Below are 20,511 nucleotides of genomic sequence, written 5' to 3' on the forward strand. Positions count from 1 at the left end.
CAAGGCACCGCGCACAATCGGCCTGCCACACTCCGCTCTCGACTTCGAATCTACCCCATCGAAAAGACACAAGCGCACGCACGTGCGCGAACCCTCGATCTTCCGCCACCGAATGAAGCGACGCATAGCATCGGGCTAGCGTTTCCGCCACCCGGATGTCCCATGCTCTGCGTCCGACTTCATCCACAACCTGTGTGGACATCGACTGCATAACCATGTGCATAACTCCGAATCCGCCTTTGGCAACAGCGACTTGAGTTGCACTGATTAGTTAGTGACCAGTTAGCCTCGGCTTCGTAAAGCTTTATCCACAGCGGATGTGGATACCGCCTGCATAACCGTGTGGATAAGTCACTTTTTGCCTTGGGTAGCGTCCACTTGCGTTCTGTTGGTCACTCTGTGACCAGCTACGGCGCCGGTAGATTCCACGCATCACGAAGTCGTCCGTACTCCGCACGCGGCAACAAAACGAACACCGGCTTCTTCTTCGGATCGAGCCAGCCGAGCAAACGTTCCATCGCTTCGTCGGTCATCGCCGTGCAGCCTGCGGTGGGCGACGTCGGCGATTTCCACAGGTGCGCGAAGATGCAGCTGCCCGCGCCTTTGCGACCCGCGGCGTTGTGCTCGATGACGAAGCCGATCCGATACGCATGGTCGCCATGGAAGTGCAGGTCGCGGCGCATGGGTTCGGTCGCGCCGGCGACCGCTTCCTCGCCCACCTTGGTCTCGTCGACCAGTTGGTTGTAATAAGGCGAACTGCCGACGTCAACGCAATAGTCCGAGGCGGACAGGCCGCGATACGGCAGGGCCGTGGCGTTGTGTTCCGCGTAACCGAAGGCTTCGCCGATCCGGAAGATGCCGGCAGGGCTGCGACCGTCGCCTTCGACCTTGACCGGGCCCCCGGTCGGCGCCGGGTGCAGGCCGATGCCCCAGGCGCTGCCATGCTTGCCGATGGCGACGGACACCGGTGGGCCGACCGCGTGCCAGCCGCCCGCATCGCGTTCGTAGCTACGCAGCGTGCCATGGTCGGTGTGCCAGTCGTCCGTGGTCACGACGATCATCTGCCGCGAAACGGACCAGGCCACCGGCGCCTCGAAGGCGCTCGCGTCTGCGGCCAGCGAGACGAGGAAGCCACCGAAGAGGGCGAAAAGGAAACGAGGCATACGTTCACCTGGATAAGGGCACGGGCTCAGAAGGGTTCGAGGCCACGGATGGCGCGGATGCCCAGGCCCGGCGTATCCGGCAGGGCGATCCGCGATTCATCGAAGTGCACGCCGCCGTCGACGGGATCGAACGCGCACAGCGACGGGCCGTCCAGGTCCACGCGGGTGATGACCTGTGATCGCGCGGCAGCCACGTGCGCCGCGGCGGCCACACTGACGCTGCTTTCCAGCATGCAGCCCATCATGCACGGCACGCCGTGCATACCGGCAAGGTCGGCGATGCGCAGGGCATGGGCAATGCCGCCGGCTTTCATCAGCTTGATATTGATGATGTCCGCGGCACCGCGACGGATCACGTCGAGTACCTCATGCGGCCCGAAGGCGCTTTCATCGGCCATGATCGGCGTCGCCACATGGCGGGTAACGTAGCCGAGGCCATCGAGGTCGCTCGCCTTCACGGGTTGTTCGACGAGGTCCATCGGCACGCCCGCATCCTCGAGTCGCCGTATCGCCCTGACGGCCTGTTTGGCCGTCCAGCCCTGGTTGGCGTCCAGGCGAAGCACGGCGCGGTCGCCTACCGCGGCGTGGATGGCCCTGACCCGTGCGACGTCGTCATCCGTGTCCTTGCCGATCTTGATCTTCAATGCGGTATAGCCGCGCGCCAGGGCATCGAGCGCATCGTCGACCATGGTATCGATGGCGTTGACGCTGATGGTGAGGTTGGTGGTCAGCTGGGCACATCCGCCGCCGAGCAAGCGGTAGAGCGGTGCGCCGTGGTGCTGCGCCCATAGGTCGTGCAGCGCGATGTCCACCGCGGCTTTCGCACTGTGGTTGCCGACCATCGACGTCTGGATCAACCCCACGACGCGGTTGAGGTCGGCGACGTCCTCGCCGATCACGCGGGGGGCGATGTGTTGCGTGATCGCGGCCGTGATCGAGCCGAGGGTTTCGCCGGTGATGGCCGCGGTCGGCGGCGCCTCGCCGTAGCCGAGCCGGCCATCGTCGGCCTGCAGCGTGACCACGACGTCCGCGACGCTGTCCACCTCGCGCAAGGCTGTCCGGAACGGTGTGCGCAAGGGTACGCGGAGCAGGGCGACGTGGCATGCGATGATCTTCATGGCTACCTCAACGGATGCGTACGATGCTGGTCATGCGATCGAGGAAGCTCGTGCGCTCGTCGAACATCAGCGGTAGCAGCGGCGTCACGGCCACTTCGTTGAGCTTGATGCGGCGCAGGCTGCCATCGGCCTGGCGCAGACCGATGCCGCCCACGTCGTGGATGACGTACGGTTTTCCATCGACCTTGCCGATCACCATCATCACATGGCCCGGGATGTAGACGAGATCGCCGACATCGAGCGCCATGGCGGCGGCCAGGCGTGCCTCGTGGGTGTCCTTGTCGGTGTACACGGTGTGCGCGAGGCCCGGGCTGGATGCCTGGTCGCCGGTGTTGCGCGGCATCTGCACGCCCATGCTGCGGTAAACGTCGGAAACAAAGCCGCTGCAATCGCGCCCGTCGAAGTCGTGCCCCCAGCCATAGCGCTCGCCGAGGAAACGGAAGGCCTGGCGGATGATGTTCGCCCGGGTCAGGGGGAGGTAGTCGGCGGCCGATGGCTGGTTGCGCTGGAGCAGGGCGGGGCGGAACGACAGCTGGCCCCGCGCATCGCGTACCGGCAGGCTGAGTACCCATGACGTGTAGGGGTGCTGCCCATTGACGGGCTGGTCCGGCGGCAGTGAGGTATCCAGCGGCACGCGCGTGCCCATGTCGAGCGGCAGGGCCGACAGCGCCGGCGCCTCCGGTGTGAAGACGGTGCGCGGCGTGGCGCCGGTGATGACGCGATAGGGCGTGGCATCCGCATGCCCGAACACCTGTGCCGCGCTGCCGTAGGCAATGCCATCGGCGGGCGTCCATGCGGCGTAGCGCGTGCTGATCGCGAACACCCAGGCCCCGTCCGCGCTCGCGTGCACCACTACGACCGGATCGCCGGGAAACAGCGTGCTTTCCTGGAAGCGGTCGATATCGGTATCGCCGGGCCGGCTGAATACGCGCAGCGCCGTTGCATGGCTGCGCAACGGCGTGCGGCGCACGGCCATGCCGTAACGCGGCGTCACGTGGTCGGGCACCGCATCCGACGCGTCGTTGGCCAGGACGGCTTCCAGGGCCGGGCGGGGCAGGGGCTGGCCGTCCGTGCCGAACAAGGGTGACGTGGGACGCTTCGACACCTTCGCCAGCAGCGCCGCCACCTGCGCGTGCGTGAGCGTGGCCGGCAGGTGTCGAAGGTCGTGCATCGACGGATCGACGCGCAGCAGCGTCCGGTTCAGCGCATCGATGGCCGCGCGATCGAGCACGACACCGTCGGCGTCCGGCAGGCGCGACACCCAGTAGTCCGCCGAAAGCTGCGCGTCGAGCACACCGGGGATGGCCGTGGCGCCACTGGCCGGCGGCTCGTTCGCCGCGGCGGTACGATCGGCGGCAGGGCACGCACCACCGGAGGCCATGACGATGGCGACGGCGAGCAGGGCATGGCGGAACAGGGGCATGCGTGGAATTCCGGTCAGGCGGCGAGTCGGGACAGCACGGCGGCGACGACGAGGCCGAAGCCGGTGCCAAGGATATAGCCCAGCAGGGCCAGCAGGATGCCGACCGGCACGAGCGAGCGGGCATAGGTGGCCGCCAGCACCGGCGTGGCGGCGACCCCGCCGATGTGGGCCAGCGAGGCGATGCCGCACAGGTACAGGTCGAAACGAAACAGCCGTGCGGCCATGACCAGCAGGACGGCATGCAGGGTGATCACCGTGACCCCGCACAGCAGGTACACCGGCGCGGCGGCGATGCCGGCAAAGCTGCCCTGCGAGGCGAGCACGGCGACGACGCAGACCAGCATCGCGCTGGATACCGCCTGGGCACCGGGCAGGCGTGCCAGTGGGGTCTGCGCCAGCACCAGTCCGGCGAGCGTGGCGAGCAGGATCGTCCAGGTCGTGCCCGAGACCATGCCGCCGACGGGAAGCCGCGCGCCGGCGGCGGAGGCCAGCGTGGCCGCCAGCAACGCGATGCCCAGCCACAGCAGCACGCCTTCCGTCGTCGCGGGTGGCCGCGGTGCGCTGTCCGCGATCGCCAGGTCGGCCAGGTCGGCGCTCGAGGTGGCCCGGGTCCATCGATTGAAGACGGGCGCCAGGCGCGCGACCGAGAACAGCACTACCACCCACATCGAGTAACACAGCGCGTCGGTCAGCAGCGCCGTGGCCAGCGAAGTGTCGGACATGCCGATGGCCTGCTTGACCGCGATCAGGTTGGCGGTGCCGCCGACCCAACTCCCGGAAAGGGCGGCCAGCGGTTTCCAGCCATCGCCCGGTAACCAGTGACGGTAGAGCAGGAAGGCGAGGATGAAGGCGATGAAGAGGCTGATCGAGGTGCAGGCGAAGACGCCGAGCACGCGAGGCCCCAGGCGGATGATCGCCCGCACATCGCAGCCGATCATCAGCAGGAAGATCAGGGCCGGGACCAGCTGCGTCACGATGGCCGACTGCGCGGCGCGTATCTCGGCCGAGGCGGACCACACGCCAGCCACCGACAGCGCGGTGACGCTGAGATAGGTGAGCACGATGGGCGGCAGGATGTCGAAGACCTTCCCGCCATGGCGTTGCTCGATCGCGGGCCACACGCCCGCCACGATAAACATGACGGCCAGGTAGGGCCACACCGTTGAAATCATGCACTGCTCCCTCGGCGAACCCTCATGATGTCAGCAATCGTGGGTCGCGGCAGCATGGCAGTATGTCCGCATGACGAGACGATCGATGCCCCTTCCGCTGTTGGCGCTGACCCTGGGCGCGTTTCCCGCCATCGCGGGAACGCCGCCCTTGTCCCATGCGCGCACCGCTGCCGAGGCCGGCCTCGTCGACGTGCGCCACCAGGTGGCCGATATCGCCGAGGACATGAAGTACGCCGGCAGCGACAACTTTACCGGCGCGCCTGTGCCGGGCTATCTCGCGCCGGTCTGCCTCCTGCGCACCGTGGCGGCGGAGGCGCTGGCCCGGGTAGAGGCCACGCTGCGCCCTCAGGGTTATCGCTTGCACCTGTGGGACTGCTATCGCCCGGCACGCGCCGTGGCGGCCTTCGTGCGCTGGGCGGGTCGGCCGGACGACCCGACGTCCAAGGCGTTGCATTACCCGAACCTCGCCAAGACTCAGTTGCTGGGCGAATACATTGCGCCGGTGTCCGGCCACAGCCGTGGCGCGACGGTCGACCTCACGCTGATGCAGTGCACCGGCACGCGGTGCACGCCGCTCGACATGGGCACGGACTTCGACTATTTCGATCCGATGGCGCATACGGACGATCCGCGCGTGACGACGATGCAGCGCGAGAACCGGCAACGCCTGGTCCAGGCCATGGCAGCACAGGGCTTCGTCAACTATCCGCAGGAATGGTGGCACTTCACGTTGCCCGGTGCCGCGGAGGGGGCGGTCATCTATGACATACCGGTCAGGTGACGCCGCGCGGTTACGGCGATGCCTCACCGGTGGCTTATCATAGACAGTCCCCGCGGCCGTACGGATCTGCCATGTCCACCTTTCGCTTCGCCCTGGCCCAGTTCGATTTTCCGGTCGGCGCCACCGCCGACAACGCGCGGCGGGTCAAGGCGCTGGCCGATGAAGCACGCGACCGCCTCGGCGCCTCGCTGATCGCCTTCCCCGAGCTGACCCTTTCCGGCTACCCGCCGGAGGACCTGCTGCAGCGGCCCAGCTTCCTCGAAGCCTGCCAACGCGAACTGCATGCGCTGGCGCCGACGATCCGTGGCATCTCCGCCGTGGTCGGCTACCCGGATGCGCAGGGCGAGGTCTACAACGCCGCCTCGCTGATCCGCGAAGGCGAGCGCGAGTGGACTTACCACAAGCAGGCCCTGCCCAATTACACGGTGTTCGACGAGAAACGCTATTTCCGCCATGGCGGCGACACGCGGGTGTTCGCGATGGAGGGCGTGCAGGTCGGCATGCTGATCTGCGAGGACATCTGGGAGGCCGAGCCGGCGCGCCGGGTGGCCGAAGCGGGCGCGGAGCTGATCCTGGTGATCAATGCCTCGCCGTGGGACAAGCGCCAGGCCGCCACGCGCGAGGCCCTGCTACGCGATCGCGCCCGCGAGACCGGCCTGCCGATCGCCTACGTCAACCTGGTCGGCGGGCAGGACGACCTGCTGTTCGACGGGCATTCGTTGCTGGTGCAGGCCGATGGCGAGATCGCCGCGCGCGCGCCATCGTTCGAAGAACTGTTGCTGGCCGTGGACTACGACACCGACACGCGGCGCCTCACCGCGGTCGACTGGCCGGCGCCGGATACGCGGTCGCCGGAGGCACTGATGTATGCGGGCATCGTCCGCGGCATCCGCGACTACATCGGCAAGAACCATTTCTCGGGCGTGTTGCTGGGTTTGTCCGGCGGCATCGATTCCGCGCTGACCCTGGCCATGGCGGTGGATGCCCTGGGCAAGGACAAGGTCACGGCCATCATGATGCCCACGGAGTACACCTCCGACCTGTCGCTGCGCGAAGCCAAGGCCCAGGCCGAGCACATGGGTGTCGAATACCACGTGCTGCCCATCGAGGGCATCTACGGTGCGCTGACCGATACGTTGGCGCCCGTGTTCGCCGGCCGGGCCCCTGACATCACGGAAGAAAACCTGCAGTCGCGCACACGCGGCGTGCTGCTGATGGCGATGTCCAACAAGACCGGCCGGCTGTTGCTCTCCACGGGCAACAAAAGTGAGATGGCCGTGGGCTACGCCACCCTGTACGGCGACATGTGCGGTGCGTACGCGCCGCTGAAGGACGTCTACAAGACAGTGGTCTACGCCCTCTCGCGCTGGCGCGCCAACGTCGACGGCGCCATTCCCGCCGCGGTGATCGAGCGACCGCCCTCGGCCGAACTGCGCCACGAGCAGACCGACCAGGATTCCCTGCCGCCGTACGACGAGCTGGATGCGATCCTCGAACGGTTCATCGAAGGCGAGGCCTCGGCCGAGGACATCATTGCCGCCGGCCACGACGATGCCACGGTGCGCCGGGTGATCCGCATGGTGTTCGTCAACGAGTTCAAGCGCCGCCAGGCCGCCCCCGGCCCCCGCGTCACCACCAAGGCCTTCGGCCGCGAGCGCCGCTACCCCATCACCTCCGGCTGGCGGTGACCGGCGGCGTGTCCTGAAACGAAAAACGCCGGCCCAGGGCCGGCGTTTTTCATGGTGCCCCGGGTCGACCCCGGGGGACAGGCCTCAATGGTGACCCGAGAACGGGATCGCCTTGCGCCAGATCGACGGATGGTGCGGCCAGTTCGGGTCCGTGAGGTACGGGTGGTCCGGGTAGTTCAGGGCCAGCACCTTGCGGGTCTGCTCTGCCAGCGGCTGGCGATCCAGGGCCAGGTAGCTGCGGGTCAGGATGGCCAGGGCGTCGGCCGTCTCGGGCGACTGCTGGTAGTGCTCCACCACGTACTGCGAGCGGTCGGCCGCGGCGATATAGGCCTTGGTGCGCAGGTAGTACTCGGCCACGTTGACCTCGAACCGGGCCAGCTGGTTGCGAAGGAAGATCATCCGCTGGCGGGCGTCGGTCGCGTAGGCGCTGTTGGGATAACGGCGCGTCAGCTGGCTGAAATCGTCGAAGGCGGTGAGGTTGAAGCCCTGGTCGCGCCGGGTCGAACCCGAGTTGTCGCGCTGCAGGTAACGCTCTATCACGCCGCCGGTGCGATCGAAATTGATCAGACCGCGCAAGTAATAGGCATAATCTGCATGCTTGTGGGTCGGGAACGTCTTGATGAAGCGGTTGATCGTCGAGTAAGCGTCGTCCGGCTTGTTGTCTTTGTACTGCGCGTAAGCCAGTTCGATCTGCGACTGTTCGTTGATGTCACCCGAGGGGAAACGAGCGATCAGTCGCTGGTAGGCCTTCTCGGCCGCGGAATAGTCGGAGTGCTCCAGCGAATTGTGGGCATTGGCATAAAGCCGGTCGACCGGCATCGTGTCGATCGTCTCCTTCTTGCTGCGGAACATCGAGCAGGCGCTCATCGACAGGGCGAGGACGAGCAGAATGGTGATCTTGGTTGCACGCATTGAGAGAGTTCGGATGCTTAAGCGAATGGGCATGATAGCCGAAACCGGCCTTCGGCCGGGCGGGTCGGTATGACGACGGTCCGGCACGAGGCCACCATAGCGGTAACGGCCGCTGGACGGCGTTTCGACCAGACCGTGGCCGAGATGTTCCCCGATTATTCCCGATCCCGCCTCACCGGCTGGATCAAGGAGGGCAAACTGCTGCTGGACGGGGCCCCGGCGGCTCCCCGGCACCTCGTCCGCGGCGGTGAAAGGGTGCTGCTGGAGGCCGAGCTGGAGACGGAGGTCCACGCCCAGCCGGAAAACATCGCCCTGGATATCCGCTACGAGGACGACGACCTGCTGGTGCTGGACAAGCCCATGGGCCTGGTCGTCCACCCCGGGGCGGGCAATCCGGCGGGCACCTTGCTCAACGCGCTGCTGCACCACGCCCCGGCCCTGGCCGAGCTGCCCCGCGGTGGCATCGTCCACCGCCTGGATAAGGACACGGCGGGCCTGATGGTGGTCGCCAAGTCGCTTCCGGCCCATACGGGGCTGGTGGCGATGCTGTCGCGGCACGACGTGCGCCGCCAGTACGAGGCCGTGGTGCTGGGCACCATGGTGGCCGGCGGCACGGTGGACCAGCCGATCGGCCGTCACCAGCACGACCGCCTGAAGCAGGGCGTTCGCGACGTGGAAGACGGCGGCAAGGAGGCGGTCACCCATTACCGGGTCCGCGAGCGCTTCCGCTCGCACAGCGTCCTGCAATGCAACCTGGAAACGGGACGCACCCACCAGATCCGCGTGCACATGGCGCATATCGGCCATCCGCTGGTCGGCGACCAGCTCTATGGCAATGGCCTGCGCCTGCCGCGTGGAGCCAGCCAGGAACTGATCGACGCGCTGCGCGGCTTCCGGCGCCAGGCGCTCCACGCTGAGAAGCTGGCCTTCGAGCATCCGGTCACGGGCGAGTTGCTGGAGTTCGACTCCCCGCGTCCCGCCGACCAGGACGCCCTGATCGCGTCGCTGCGGGCCGATACCCAGTTGCACCCCATCGAGGACTGAGCATGCCGCGCAGCTGGATTCGCCCCGAGTGGACGGTGCCCGACACGATCGATGCGGCGGTGGCGACCCGGCACGGGCCGGGCGTGTCCAGCGGGGCCTATGCCCGATTCAATCTGGGCCTGCGCTCCGGTGACGCCGTGGACGCGGTGCGGGCCAATCGCGCCGCACTCGTCCCCGCGCTGGGCCTGCCGGAGGCGCCGTTATGGCTGCGCCAGGTACATGGCACGCAGGTGGCGGAGGCCGCCCCTGCCGCTGGCGACGAGCCGGAAGCGGATGCCGCGGTGGCGCGTGGCCCGGGACGGGTGCTGGCCATTCTCACGGCCGACTGCCTGCCGGTGCTGTTCGCCTCGGCCGATGGCGAGACGATCGGTGCCGCCCACGCGGGCTGGCGTGGCCTGGCGGCGGGCGTCCTCGAGCGGACCGTGGAGCATATGGCCGCGGCTGGGGTACAGGCCTGGCTGGGGCCGGCCATCGGCATGGCGTCGTATGAAGTAGGCGAGGAGGTCAGGGCGGCGTTCGTCGATGCCGATGCGGCCGCCGCCACGGCCTTCGAGGCAACCCGGCCGGGTCACTGGCTGTGCGACCTCTACGCGCTGGCCCGATTGAAGCTGGCCGTCGCTGGCGTGGATCGGATATCGGGCGGGGGGTCCGACACGTTCCGCGACGACAGGTTGTATTCCTATCGCCGCGATGGCGCGGCCAGCGGGCGTTTCGCCACGCTCATCTGGACGCGTTGAGGGCGCCTCATCCCGGCGAGGCGGTCATCGGCGCCTGGACGTAGATCTCGGGCTTCACCTTGGGTGGTTCCATCAGGGCGTGCAGGAACGCGTTGCGCCAGGTGGTGATGTCGTTACGCTCGAGTACGTCCATCATCGACTGCCAGCGCATCCGGCGTTCCTTGAGCGGCATCTCCAGTGCCCGCTTCAGCGCCTCGGACACCTCGTCCAGGTCCGACGGGTTCACCAGCAATGCGGCGTCCAGCTCCTGGGCTGCGCCCGCGAAGCGCGACAGCACCAGCACGCCGGGGTCCTGCGGATCCTGGCAGGCCACGTATTCCTTGGCGACCAGGTTCATGCCGTCCCGCAGGGGTGTCACCAGGCCGACCTTGGCGACCCGGAAGTAGCCGGCCAGCACCTTGTGTCCGAACGACTTGTTGACGTATCGGATGGGTACCCAGTCCGGCTCGGCGTACTGCCCGTTGATGTGCCCGGCGCTGCGTTCCAGCTCGCGCCGCAGCGAACGGTATTCCGGCACGTCGGAGCGCGAGGGCGGGGCGATCTGCAGCAGGGACACGCGTCCGCGCATGTCCTTCTGGTCGCGCAGCAGGCGCGCGAAGCCTTCGAAGCGTTCGGGCAGGCCCTTGGAATAATCCAGGCGGTCCACGCCGATGATGAGCTGGCGGTCGTCGATGCTGGCCCGCAGCTTGGCCACGGCGCCGCTGTCTTCGGCCCGGTGGGCCAGTTCCACCGCCTCGGCGGTGTCGATGCTGATCGGAAACACGCCGGCGCGGAAGATACGCCCGTTGGCGGCGCGGATGCGTCCGCCCGTGCGCATCGCCGCGCCCAGTTCGTGCAGGAAATAATCCTCCAGCGCGCGCAGGTCGCGCTGGGTATGCAGGCCGACCAGGTCGTACGAGGCGAAGGATTCCAGCAGTTCGCGGTGGCGCGGCAGCGTGATCAGCAGACCCGCGGCCGGCAGCGGCGTATGCAGGAAGAAACCGATCCGGTTCTCCACGCCCAGTTCGCGCAGCATCGAAGCCAGCGGGATCAGGTGGTAGTCGTGCACCCAGATGACGTCGTCTTTCTTGATCAGCTTCGACACGCGCCTGGCGAAAGCGCGGTTCACCCGGAAATAGCCTTCGAGATGGCCGCGTCGGTAATCGACCAGGTCACCCCGGTAATGGAACAACGGCCACAGGGCGCGATTGGCGAATCCGCTGTAGTAGTCGTCGTGGTCCTGCTTGGACATGTCGATGGTGGCGTATTCGATATGCCCGTCGCTGACCTCGTGCAACTCCTTGCCGGTCTCGGCGGCGATGTTGCCGCTCCAGCCGAACCACAGGCCACCCATCTCCTGCAGTGCCGCGTTCATGGCCGAGGCGAGGCCGCCGGTCTGCGTCTGCTTGGGCAGCGCCACACGGTTGGATATGACGACTAGTCGGCTCATTGTGACCTTGCGGCTCCCTGCGTCAGTCTGGCTTTCACGGAATCGAGCCAATGGTGGACATCGGCCGGGCTAGACAATGTGAAAGCGGCCTGCGATGGGGTTCGCGAACCGATCCGGATGGACACCCCGCCCTGCGCATTGACCACCGCGAACGCGTGTTCATCGGTCAGGTCGTCGCCGAGATACACCGGCCGGCGGCCGGCGAACGGCGCGGTGGACAGGAAGGCCGCCACGGCGACGCCCTTGTCCATGCCGCGCGGCTTGAACTCGAAGACGTAACTGCCGGGCTGCAACTCGAAACCCGGAAAGCGCGCGGCGATCTCCGGGGCACGCCGGGCCAGTTCGGCCTCGTGTTCAGGGCGCTCGCGGCAATGCAGCGCGACGGACCAGCTCTTGTCCTCCACCCTCACCCCGGGCATGTCGGCGGCCACGGCGTGCACCGTCTGGCGCAGTCGGGCCAGTTCCGCCTCGTCCACCGGAACCGTGGTCAGTCGGCCGGCACCGTCGCGGCGCTCCAGGCCGTGCTGGCCCGCCGCGGCCCAGTCGGGCCGGCCGAAGATGGCGTCCAGCCCGGCGATGGCGCGACCGCTGACCAGTGCCAGCGCACCGTCCAGTCGATCGCGCAGCGCGTCCAGCGTGTCCAGGAGTCCGTCGGTCACCGCCACCGCGTCCGGATCGTCGGCAAAGGCCAGCAAGGTGCCGTCGGCGTCGAGGAAAAGGGCGCTGCCGGTGTCGATCAGGTCGACGGGCGGAGGGGGCAAGGTGTCGCGGGCGGCTGTCACGGCGTCTCCATGGGGCGGCGGTTCGCCGAGCATGCCGGCCGGGGTGTGAAAAAAGTGCTGCGCACGGCCCGTTGAAGGGTCGTACGATCACCCGCATGTCTTGCGCCAGAGGCGGTTCGGGGCGATGCGCCCCGAATGCGCCATAACCTTTCCAGGGAGACATCGACGATGCGAATGGACAAACTTACCTCGCGCTTCCAGCAGGCGCTGGCCGATGCGCAGTCGCTGGCGGTCGGTCGCGACAACAACATGCTCGAGCCCGCCCACGTCATGGTCGCGCTGCTGGACCAGCAGGGCGGCTCCACCGGCCCGCTGCTGACGCAGGCCGGCGTGAACGTGCCGGCGTTCCGCCAGCGGGTCGGCGAGATACTGGACCGGCTGCCGCGCGTCAGCGGGCAGGAAGGCAACATCAACCTGGGCAACGACCTCAATCGCCTGCTCAACCTCACCGACAAGCTGGCGCAGCAGCGGGGCGACCAGTTCATCGCCAGCGAGCTGTTCGTGCTGGCCACGCTGGAGGACCGCGGCGAGGTGGGCGGCGCGCTGAAGGCCGCGGGCGCCACGAAGGATCGCCTCGAAGCGGCGATCGAGAAGCTTCGCGGTGGCGAGAAAGTGCAGTCCGAGAACGCCGAGGAACAACGCCAGGCGCTCGAGAAATACACCATCGACCTCACCGAGCGCGCCGAGGTGGGCAAGCTGGACCCGGTGATCGGCCGCGACGAGGAAATCCGTCGCACCATCCAGGTATTGCAGCGCCGGACCAAGAACAACCCCGTGCTGATCGGCGAGCCGGGCGTGGGCAAGACCGCCATCGTCGAAGGGCTGGCCCAGCGCATCGTCAACGGCGAGGTGCCCGAGGGCCTGCGCGACAAGCGCGTGCTGTCGCTGGACATGGGTGCGCTGATCGCCGGGGCGAAGTTCCGCGGCGAATTCGAGGAGCGGCTCAAGGCCGTGCTCAACGACCTCTCCCGCCAGGAGGGCAGGGTCATCCTGTTCATCGACGAGCTGCACACCATGGTCGGTGCCGGCAAGGCCGACGGCGCGATGGATGCGGGCAACATGCTGAAGCCGGCGCTGGCGCGCGGCGAGTTGCATTGCATCGGTGCCACCACCCTCGACGAGTACCGCAAGTACGTCGAGAAGGATGCCGCCCTGGAGCGTCGCTTCCAGAAGGTCTACGTGGGCGAGCCCAGCGTCGAGGACACCATCGCGATCCTGCGCGGCCTGAAGGAGCGCTACGCGGTGCACCACGGCGTCGAGATCACCGACCCGGCCATCGTCGCCGCCGCGACGCTGTCCGCGCGCTACATCCCCGACCGCCAGCTGCCCGACAAGGCCATCGACCTGATGGACGAGGCGGCCTCGCGCATCCGCATGGAGATCGACTCCAAGCCGGAGGAACTGGATCGCCTGGAGCGCCGGCTTATCCAGCTGAAGATCCAGCGCGAGATGCTGAAGAAGGAACACGACGACGAATCCCGGCAACGCCTGGCCCAGCTGGAAACCGACATCGAGGCACTGGATCGGGAGTTCTCCGACCTGAACGAGGTATGGAAATCCGAAAAGGCCATGCTGCAGGGCGCGACGAAGATCAAGGAGCAGATCGAGCAGGCCCGCCTCGAACTGGAATCCGCGCAGCGGCGCCAGGACTACGGCGCCATGAGCGAGATCCAGTACGGGCGCCTGCCCGCGCTGGAAGCCCAGCTGGCCGCCGCCCAGCAGGTGGAGAAGCACGACTTCACCCTGTTGCAGGACCGGGTCACGGCCGAGGAGATTGCCGAGGTGGTCGCGCGCTGGACGGGTATCCCCGTCAACAAGATGCTGGAGGGCGAGCGCGAGAAGCTGCTGCAGATGGAAAGCGCGCTGCATGAGCGCGTGGTCGGCCAGGACGAGGCGGTGCGCGCCGTCTCCGATGCCATTCGTCGCGCGCGAGCCGGGCTGTCCGATCCCAATCGTCCGTACGGCTCGTTCCTGTTCCTGGGCCCCACCGGTGTCGGCAAGACGGAGCTGTGCAAGGCGCTGGCGGATTTCCTGTTCGACACGCAGGACGCGATGATCCGCATCGACATGAGCGAGTTCATGGAGAAGCACTCGGTGAGCCGCCTGGTCGGTGCGCCGCCGGGGTACGTGGGTTACGAGGAAGGCGGCTACCTGACCGAGGCGGTCCGTCGCCGCCCGTACAGCGTGATCCTGCTTGACGAGGTGGAGAAGGCCCATCCGGACGTGTTCAACATCCTGTTGCAGGTGCTGGACGACGGCCGCCTCACGGACGGGCAGGGGCGCACGGTCGATTTCCGCAACACGGTGATCGTCATGACCTCCAATCTGGGTTCCCACCTGATCCAGGAGCAGGCGGGCGACAGTGAGGCGGACTACATGCAGATGAAGGCGTCGGTGCTGGGCGTGGTGCAGGGCCACTTCCGGCCGGAGTTCATCAACCGGCTGGACGACCTGGTCGTGTTCCGCGCGCTGGACAAGGCGCAGATCCGCTCGATCGCCCGTATCCAGCTGGGTTACCTGGCGAAGCGGCTGGCCGATCGACAGCTGTCGCTGGATATCACCGACCGGGCGCTGGACCTGCTGGGCAGCGCGGGTTTCGACCCCGTGTACGGTGCCCGCCCGCTCAAGCGTGCCGTGCAGCAGCAACTGGAGAACCCGCTGGCGCAGCGCATCCTGCAGGGGGCGTTCGTGCCCGGGCAGACCATCCGGGTGGATTCGGACGGCAACCACCTTACTTTTGCGACAATGCCCGCCTGATTCCCGAGGTTCCACCCGATGCCCATCTACGAATTCCAATGCAAGGCCTGCGGCCACCGCTTCGAGCGCCTGCAGAAGATGTCCGATGCCGATCCCACCGTGTGTCCCACCTGCGGCGAGCCGCAGGTGGGACGCATGCTGAGCGCCCCGCAGTTCCGCCTGGCCGGCGGCGGCTGGTACGAGACCGACTTCAAGAAGGACGGCGACAAGAAGCGCAACCTCGTCGAGGGCTCGTCCGGTGCACCCGTCGCGGCGCCCGCGGCTGCGGCGCCGGCGCCTGCCTCCGCGCCGGCGCCGGCGCCGAGCCCGGCGCCCGCCAAGTCATCCGGCGACTGACCCGCCGCTGACCCGCCGCACGACGTCATCGTTTTCCTGCGATCCGTTCAAACATCGTTGCGTATGCGTCCGATAGTTTCTGCACACACACATCGGAGGTCAGGGGCATGAAACGCATTCTCGGGTTGGTCGCCATGGTTGCGCTGGGCGCGGGGCTGTTCGTCACGCCGCACGTGGCGCACGCCCAGCGCGGCGGCGACACGGTCAACTGCTACAGCGACAGCGGCCGCCGCGCCTATTGCCAGGTGCCATGGCGCGACGCACGCCTGGTCCGGCAGGACTCCCAGACCCCCTGCATCCGCGGTCGCAACTGGGACATGGATCGCGGCGGCCTGTGGGTCGACGATGGCTGCCGCGGCATCTTCCAGGAAGCCGGTGGCTGGGGCGGCGGCCGACCGGGCTGGGGCGACAACGGCGGTCGTCCCGGCTGGGGCAACGACCGCGATCGCGATCGGTATCCTCCCGGTTACGGCAGGCCCGATGGCGGTCGTCCCGGCTACGCCGGCAATAGCGGCCAGATCGTGTCCTGCGACAGCGAGGACAACAAGCGCGTGCTGTGTCGCTGGCCGGTCGGTCCCGGCGCCCGCCTGGTCGAACAGAACTCGGACGCCGCCTGTCGCGAGGGCTACAGCTACGGCTTCTCGCCCCAGGGCATCTGGGCCGATCACGGCTGCCGCGCGAAGTTCGATATCGGCCGCTGAGCGGCCCCTGCCGGCGCTTGGCAGACCCCGGTCGTGATACGATCCGGGGTCTTTTCCCACGAAGCTTCAAGCGCATGCGCAGCCATTTTTGCGGAGCCATCGACGAGTCCCTGGTCGGCCAGGAAGTCACCCTTTGCGGCTGGGTCAACACCCTCCGCCTGCAGAGCCACGTGGCCTTCGTCGACCTTCGTGACCACGAAGGCATCGCCCAGGTCGTGATCGAGCGCGAGAACGCCACGGCCTTCGCCGTGGCCGGCGAGCTGGGCAACGAATTCGTCATCCGGGTCACTGGCCAGCTCCGTCGCCGCCTGTCCGCCAACGACAAGCTGAAGACAGGCACGGTCGAGTTGCTCGCCGACACCGTCCAGATCCTCAACGAGGCGCGTGACCTGCCGTTCGCGCAGCACGAGACGCCCAACGAGGACATGCGGATGACCTACCGCTACCTCGACCTGCGCCGTCCCGAGATGCAGCAGATGATGCGCACGCGCACCGCGCTGGTGCGCGAGCTGCGCCGTTACCTGGATGCCGCCGGCTTCCAGGACATCGAAACCCCGATCCTGACCAAGGCCACGCCGGAAGGCGCGCGCGACTACCTCGTGCCCAGCCGCGTGCATCCGGGCCAGTTCTATGCGCTGCCGCAGTCGCCGCAGCTGTTCAAGCAGATCCTGATGATGGCCGGCTTCGACCGCTACTACCAGATCGCCCGTTGCTTCCGGGACGAAGACCTCCGCGCCGATCGCCAGCCGGAATTCACCCAGCTCGACCTCGAGTTCGCCTTCGTCGAGGAGCAGGACGTCCAGGACTTCGTCGAGAACCTGATCCGCCATGTCTTCCGCGAAGTGCGCAAGGTCGAGCTGGATGCCTCGTTCCCGCGCATGACCTACGCCGAGGCCATGCGCCGCTTCGGCTCGGACAAGCCGGACCTGCGTATCGCGCTGGAGCTGACCGACATCGCCGAGGCGGTGAAACACGTGGAGTTCAAGGTCTTCTCCGGCCCGGCCAACGACCCGGCCGGCCGCGTGGCTGCCCTGCGCGTGCCTGGCGCGGCGGACCTCTCGCGCAAGGATATCGACGGCCTGACCGAATACGCCGCCCGCTATGGTGCCAAGGGCCTGGCCTGGCTGAAGGTCGACGACCTGGCCAAGGGTCGCGAAGGCATCAACTCGCCGGTGGCCAAGTTCCTCGACGACGAGGCCCTGGCCCAGGTGCTGGCGCTCACGGGCGCCGCCAATGGCGACATCGTGTTCTTCGGCGCCGGCGCATGGAAGACGGTCACCGATTTCATGGGCGCGCTGCGCATCAAGCTTGGTCGCGACCGTGGCCTGATCGAGGACAGCTGGAAGCCGTTGTGGGTCACCGACTTCCCGATGTTCGAGTACGACGACGAGGAAAAACGCTTCGTCGCCCTGCATCACCCGTTCACCGCGCCCAAGGTCGACGATATCGCCGACCTGCGAGAGCACGCGGCCACGGCGGTCAGCCGCGGCTACGACATGGTGCTCAACGGCAACGAGATCGGCGGCGGCTCCATCCGTATCCATCGCCCCGAGATGCAGAGTGCCGTGTTCGGCCTGCTGGGCATCGGCGCCGACGAGGCCGAAGCCAAGTTCGGCTTCCTGCTCAAGGCCCTGCGCATGGGTGCCCCGCCGCACGGTGGCCTGGCCTTCGGCATCGACCGCATCGCGGCGCTCATGGCGGGCACCGAGTCCATCCGTGACGTCATCGCCTTCCCCAAGACCACCAGCGCGCAAGACCTGATGACCGACGCCCCGTCGCCGGTGTCGGAGCCCCAGCTGAAGGAACTCCACGTCCGCGTCGCCGCGGAGGCGCCCAAACCCTGACTTCGGTCGGGCGCCCTGCCATGAGTGACTCGCCCATCGACGTGCTGTTGCTGCATGGCCTGTGGATGCGCGGTTTTGCCATGGCGATGCTCAGCCGCCGGCTGCGCGACGAAGGGTTCCGGGTCCATCCGTTCGAATACATGAGCGTGGTCGCGCCGCCGGAGCAGGCCATCGAACGCCTGCGGAAACGGATTCGCCACCTGGCGCCGGAGCCCGTGCATATCGTCGGGCACAGCCTGGGCGGCATCCTCGCCCTGCTGGCCTGCCGGGACGAAGCGCCGTCGCCGGCCCGCATCGTCTGCCTCGGCTCGCCGCTCAACGGCAGCGGCGCGGCACGGGGCCTGACCCACCGCTGGGGCGGCGACATGCTGCTGGGCCAGGCCAAGGGCCTCCTCGAGCACGGCTTGGATCGCTGGGACGGCGCGCGCGAGGTGGGCATGATCGCCGGGCGCATGCCGGTCGGCCTGGGCGCACTGGTAGGTGAGATCGGCGAGGAGCACGATGGCTCCGTGGGCGTGGAGGAAACCCGCCTGCCGGGCCTGTGCGACCACTGCGTCCTGGAAACCAGTCACACCGGCCTGCTGGTCTCGGCGGATGTGGCCCGGCAGGTCGCGACCTTCCTCCGTGAGGGACGCTTTGCCGCCCCCCTTAGCCCCCCGGCCTGATTGCAGCTAGAATCGCGCCTCGTCCGTCCGGTAAGTCCAGGAATCGAACATGGGTAGAGGCCCTTCCATCGAAGGTCGCAAGAACGCCGAAGACGCCAAGCGCGCCAAGGTGTTCACCAAGCTGATCCGCGAAATCACCATCGCCACCCGTGGCGGCGTGCCCGACCCCAACGGCAACCCGCGCCTGCGCGCCGCCGTGGACAAGGCGCTGGCCGCCAACATGACCCGCGACACCATCGAGCGCGCGATCAAGCGCGGTTCCGGTGCCGAAGGCGGCGCCGACATGCACGAGGTGCGCTACGAGGGCTACGGCCCCGCGGGCACCGCGCTCATCATCGACTGCGTGACCGACAACCAGACCCGCACCGTCGCCGACGTGCGCGCGGCGCTGAACAAGCTCGGCGGCAACATGGGCACCACCAATTCGGTGGCGTTCCAGTTCACCCGCGTGGGCCAGGTGCTGGTGCACACCGGTGGCGACGCCGATGTCGAGGCGAAGCTGGAAGAAGCGGCCATCGAGAACAACGCCGAAGATATCGTCATCGAGAACGGTGTCGGCACGGTGCTGCTCGCCGCCGATCCCATCGCCGTGGAAGCCATGCGCAAGGCGCTGGCCGCCGCGGGTTTCGAGATCGACGGCTCCGACGTGGTCATGCGTCCGAACGGTCCCCTGGTCACGCCCACGGGCGAGGCGCTGGAGCACTTCGAGAAACTGCTCGACCGGCTCAGCGCGCTCGACGACGTCGACGAGGTCTACCACAACGCCGTTCTCCCGACACAGGATGCGGACGAGGCGTGAGGCCTCCTGCTCCCTATCGTCTTGCCTACTAACCCGCTGTCATGATCCGCATCCTCGGTATCGATCCGGGTAGCCAGCGTACGGGCGTCGGTGTACTCGATGTCGCCGACAACGGGACGCTGACGCATGTCTGGCACGGTGCGCTCACCATCGGCGGGGAGGCCACCTTCCCGTTGCGGCTGAAGCGTATCTTCGACGAACTGGGTGTCATCATCGCCACGCACGCGCCGGCCGAGGCCGCCATCGAGAAGGTGTTCATGGCGCGCAATCCCGATTCGGCCCTCAAGCTGGGCCAGGCGCGCGGCGCCGCCATCTGTGCCGTGGTCAACCGGGGCATCGTGGTGCACGAATACGCGGCCACCGAGGTCAAGCAGGCCGTGGTCGGTACCGGCCGCGCCGACAAGACCCAGGTCCAGCACATGATCGGGATGATCCTCGGCATCCAGGGGCCGCTGCAGGCCGATGCCGCGGATGCGCTGGCGATCGCGATCGCCCACGCCCACACCCGGTCCAGTATCGAACGCGTGGGTATCCCGCGCACGGCATGGAGACGTCGCCGATGATCGGCCGCCTGCGGGGCATTCTTATCAGCAAGCAGCCACCCTCCCTCCTGATCGAGGTGGGCGGGGTCGGTTACGACGTCGATGCGCCGATGTCCACCATCTACGACCTTCCCGCCACGGGCAAGGAGGTCATCCTGCTCACCCATTACGCGGTGAAGGAAGATGGCGTGGCGCTGTACGGTTTCCTGCGTGAGACCGAGCGGGCCATGTTCCGCAACCTGCTGAAGGTGAGCGGCATCGGCGCGAAGATCGCGCTGGCCGTGCTGTCCGGCGTGTCCACCGAGGAACTGTCCCGGCAGGTGCATGCGGGCGACGTGGTGGCGCTGACCAAGATCCCCGGCATCGGCAAGAAGACCGCCGAGCGCATGGTGGTCGAGTTGCGCGATCGCGTGGATGCGGTCGGTGTCCGCCTGCCGGCGGCACCGGGCACGGGCGATGCCATCCCGGTGGACCCGGTAAGCGAAGCCACCGTGGCGCTGCAACAACTGGGTTACAAGCCGGTGGAAGCATCGCGTCTGGTACAGAAGGCGGCCGCCGAAGGCGATACCGCCGAGGCCATTATCCGCAAGGCGCTCCGCGCCGCGCTGGGAAGCTGAG

At 67.6% G+C, this 20,511-nt stretch carries 19 protein-coding genes; 12 read left to right on the plus strand and 7 right to left on the minus strand.

Annotated elements, in window-relative coordinates:
* Nucleotides 1-407: 407 nt before the first annotated feature.
* From ACVKN3_RS16270 to ACVKN3_RS16285, 4 genes are read right to left on the minus strand one after another with little or no spacing between them, the layout of a single operon-like run.
* Nucleotides 408-1,163, minus strand: a complete 756-nt coding sequence (locus ACVKN3_RS16270; RefSeq protein WP_354516340.1) for a L,D-transpeptidase family protein — start codon at nucleotides 1,161-1,163, stop codon at nucleotides 408-410.
* 26 nt (nucleotides 1,164-1,189) lie between these two features.
* Nucleotides 1,190-2,281 carry a dipeptide epimerase gene (locus tag ACVKN3_RS16275; protein ID WP_354516338.1) on the minus strand — a complete coding sequence of 364 codons (1,092 nt, stop codon included), beginning with the start codon at nucleotides 2,279-2,281 and terminating at the stop codon, nucleotides 1,190-1,192.
* A 7-nt stretch (nucleotides 2,282-2,288) separates the two neighbouring features.
* Nucleotides 2,289-3,704, minus strand: coding sequence for an SH3 domain-containing protein (locus ACVKN3_RS16280; protein WP_354516336.1), 1,416 nt, complete (start codon nucleotides 3,702-3,704; stop codon nucleotides 2,289-2,291).
* A gap of 14 nt (nucleotides 3,705-3,718) precedes the next feature.
* Complete coding sequence (locus ACVKN3_RS16285) at nucleotides 3,719-4,876, minus strand: DUF819 family protein (RefSeq protein WP_354516334.1); 1,158 nt, start codon at nucleotides 4,874-4,876, stop codon at nucleotides 3,719-3,721.
* 85 nt (nucleotides 4,877-4,961) lie between these two features.
* On the opposite strand from ACVKN3_RS16285, the gene ACVKN3_RS16290 reads away from it, so the two are divergent.
* Both ACVKN3_RS16290 and ACVKN3_RS16295 read left to right on the plus strand, forming a co-directional pair.
* On the plus strand, nucleotides 4,962-5,657 hold the full coding sequence (locus ACVKN3_RS16290) for a M15 family metallopeptidase (protein WP_354516332.1): 696 nt from the start codon (nucleotides 4,962-4,964) through the stop codon (nucleotides 5,655-5,657).
* A gap of 71 nt (nucleotides 5,658-5,728) precedes the next feature.
* On the plus strand, nucleotides 5,729-7,345 hold the full coding sequence (locus tag ACVKN3_RS16295; protein WP_036137541.1) for an NAD+ synthase: 1,617 nt from the start codon (nucleotides 5,729-5,731) through the stop codon (nucleotides 7,343-7,345).
* A gap of 84 nt (nucleotides 7,346-7,429) precedes the next feature.
* Here ACVKN3_RS16295 and ACVKN3_RS16300 read toward each other — a convergent pair whose 3' ends face one another.
* The gene (locus ACVKN3_RS16300) at nucleotides 7,430-8,257 is read right to left on the minus strand and encodes an outer membrane protein assembly factor BamD (protein ID WP_036137538.1); all 828 of its coding nucleotides are present in this window, start codon (nucleotides 8,255-8,257) and stop codon (nucleotides 7,430-7,432) included.
* A 69-nt stretch (nucleotides 8,258-8,326) separates the two neighbouring features.
* Between ACVKN3_RS16300 and rluD the strand changes: the two genes are divergently transcribed.
* Both rluD and pgeF read left to right on the plus strand, forming a co-directional pair.
* On the plus strand, nucleotides 8,327-9,301 hold the full coding sequence (gene rluD / locus ACVKN3_RS16305; protein ID WP_354516330.1) for a 23S rRNA pseudouridine(1911/1915/1917) synthase RluD: 975 nt from the start codon (nucleotides 8,327-8,329) through the stop codon (nucleotides 9,299-9,301).
* Between the two features lie 2 nt (nucleotides 9,302-9,303).
* Nucleotides 9,304-10,038, plus strand: a complete 735-nt coding sequence (gene pgeF / locus ACVKN3_RS16310) for a peptidoglycan editing factor PgeF (protein ID WP_354516328.1) — start codon at nucleotides 9,304-9,306, stop codon at nucleotides 10,036-10,038.
* Nucleotides 10,039-10,045: 7 nt separating this feature from the next.
* Here the strand turns inward: pgeF and otsA are convergent, their stop codons facing one another.
* Both otsA and otsB read right to left on the minus strand, forming a co-directional pair.
* Nucleotides 10,046-11,467, minus strand: a complete 1,422-nt coding sequence (gene otsA, locus ACVKN3_RS16315) for an alpha,alpha-trehalose-phosphate synthase (UDP-forming) (protein WP_285403558.1) — start codon at nucleotides 11,465-11,467, stop codon at nucleotides 10,046-10,048.
* Complete coding sequence (gene otsB, locus ACVKN3_RS16320) at nucleotides 11,464-12,249, minus strand: trehalose-phosphatase (protein WP_285403559.1); 786 nt, start codon at nucleotides 12,247-12,249, stop codon at nucleotides 11,464-11,466. The genes otsA and otsB overlap by 4 nt, the downstream gene beginning before the upstream one ends.
* A 168-nt stretch (nucleotides 12,250-12,417) precedes the next feature.
* On the opposite strand from otsB, the gene clpB reads away from it, so the two are divergent.
* From clpB to ruvA, 8 genes are all read left to right on the plus strand, one after another.
* Complete coding sequence (gene clpB, locus ACVKN3_RS16325) at nucleotides 12,418-15,006, plus strand: ATP-dependent chaperone ClpB (protein ID WP_354516325.1); 2,589 nt, start codon at nucleotides 12,418-12,420, stop codon at nucleotides 15,004-15,006.
* A gap of 18 nt (nucleotides 15,007-15,024) precedes the next feature.
* Complete coding sequence (locus tag ACVKN3_RS16330) at nucleotides 15,025-15,342, plus strand: FmdB family zinc ribbon protein (protein ID WP_354516323.1); 318 nt, start codon at nucleotides 15,025-15,027, stop codon at nucleotides 15,340-15,342.
* A gap of 107 nt (nucleotides 15,343-15,449) precedes the next feature.
* Nucleotides 15,450-16,043 carry a DUF3011 domain-containing protein gene (locus tag ACVKN3_RS16335; protein ID WP_285403562.1) on the plus strand — a complete coding sequence of 198 codons (594 nt, stop codon included), beginning with the start codon at nucleotides 15,450-15,452 and terminating at the stop codon, nucleotides 16,041-16,043.
* A 74-nt stretch (nucleotides 16,044-16,117) separates the two neighbouring features.
* Complete coding sequence (gene aspS / locus ACVKN3_RS16340; RefSeq protein WP_354516321.1) at nucleotides 16,118-17,887, plus strand: aspartate--tRNA ligase; 1,770 nt, start codon at nucleotides 16,118-16,120, stop codon at nucleotides 17,885-17,887.
* Between the two features lie 20 nt (nucleotides 17,888-17,907).
* Nucleotides 17,908-18,552 carry an esterase/lipase family protein gene (locus ACVKN3_RS16345; RefSeq protein ID WP_285403566.1) on the plus strand — a complete coding sequence of 215 codons (645 nt, stop codon included), beginning with the start codon at nucleotides 17,908-17,910 and terminating at the stop codon, nucleotides 18,550-18,552.
* Between the two features lie 49 nt (nucleotides 18,553-18,601).
* Complete coding sequence (locus ACVKN3_RS16350; protein ID WP_285403568.1) at nucleotides 18,602-19,351, plus strand: YebC/PmpR family DNA-binding transcriptional regulator; 750 nt, start codon at nucleotides 18,602-18,604, stop codon at nucleotides 19,349-19,351.
* Between the two features lie 41 nt (nucleotides 19,352-19,392).
* Nucleotides 19,393-19,914 (plus strand): crossover junction endodeoxyribonuclease RuvC, encoded by a 522-nt coding sequence (gene ruvC / locus ACVKN3_RS16355; RefSeq protein WP_354516319.1) that lies wholly within the window; start codon nucleotides 19,393-19,395, stop codon nucleotides 19,912-19,914.
* The gene (gene ruvA / locus ACVKN3_RS16360) at nucleotides 19,911-20,510 is read left to right on the plus strand and encodes a Holliday junction branch migration protein RuvA (RefSeq protein ID WP_036137514.1); all 600 of its coding nucleotides are present in this window, start codon (nucleotides 19,911-19,913) and stop codon (nucleotides 20,508-20,510) included. Before ruvC ends, ruvA begins: the two co-directional genes overlap by 4 nt.
* The last annotated feature ends 1 nt before the right edge of the window (nucleotide 20,511 follow it).

The sequence above is a fragment of the Luteibacter sp. PvP120 genome (genome assembly GCF_054055715.1).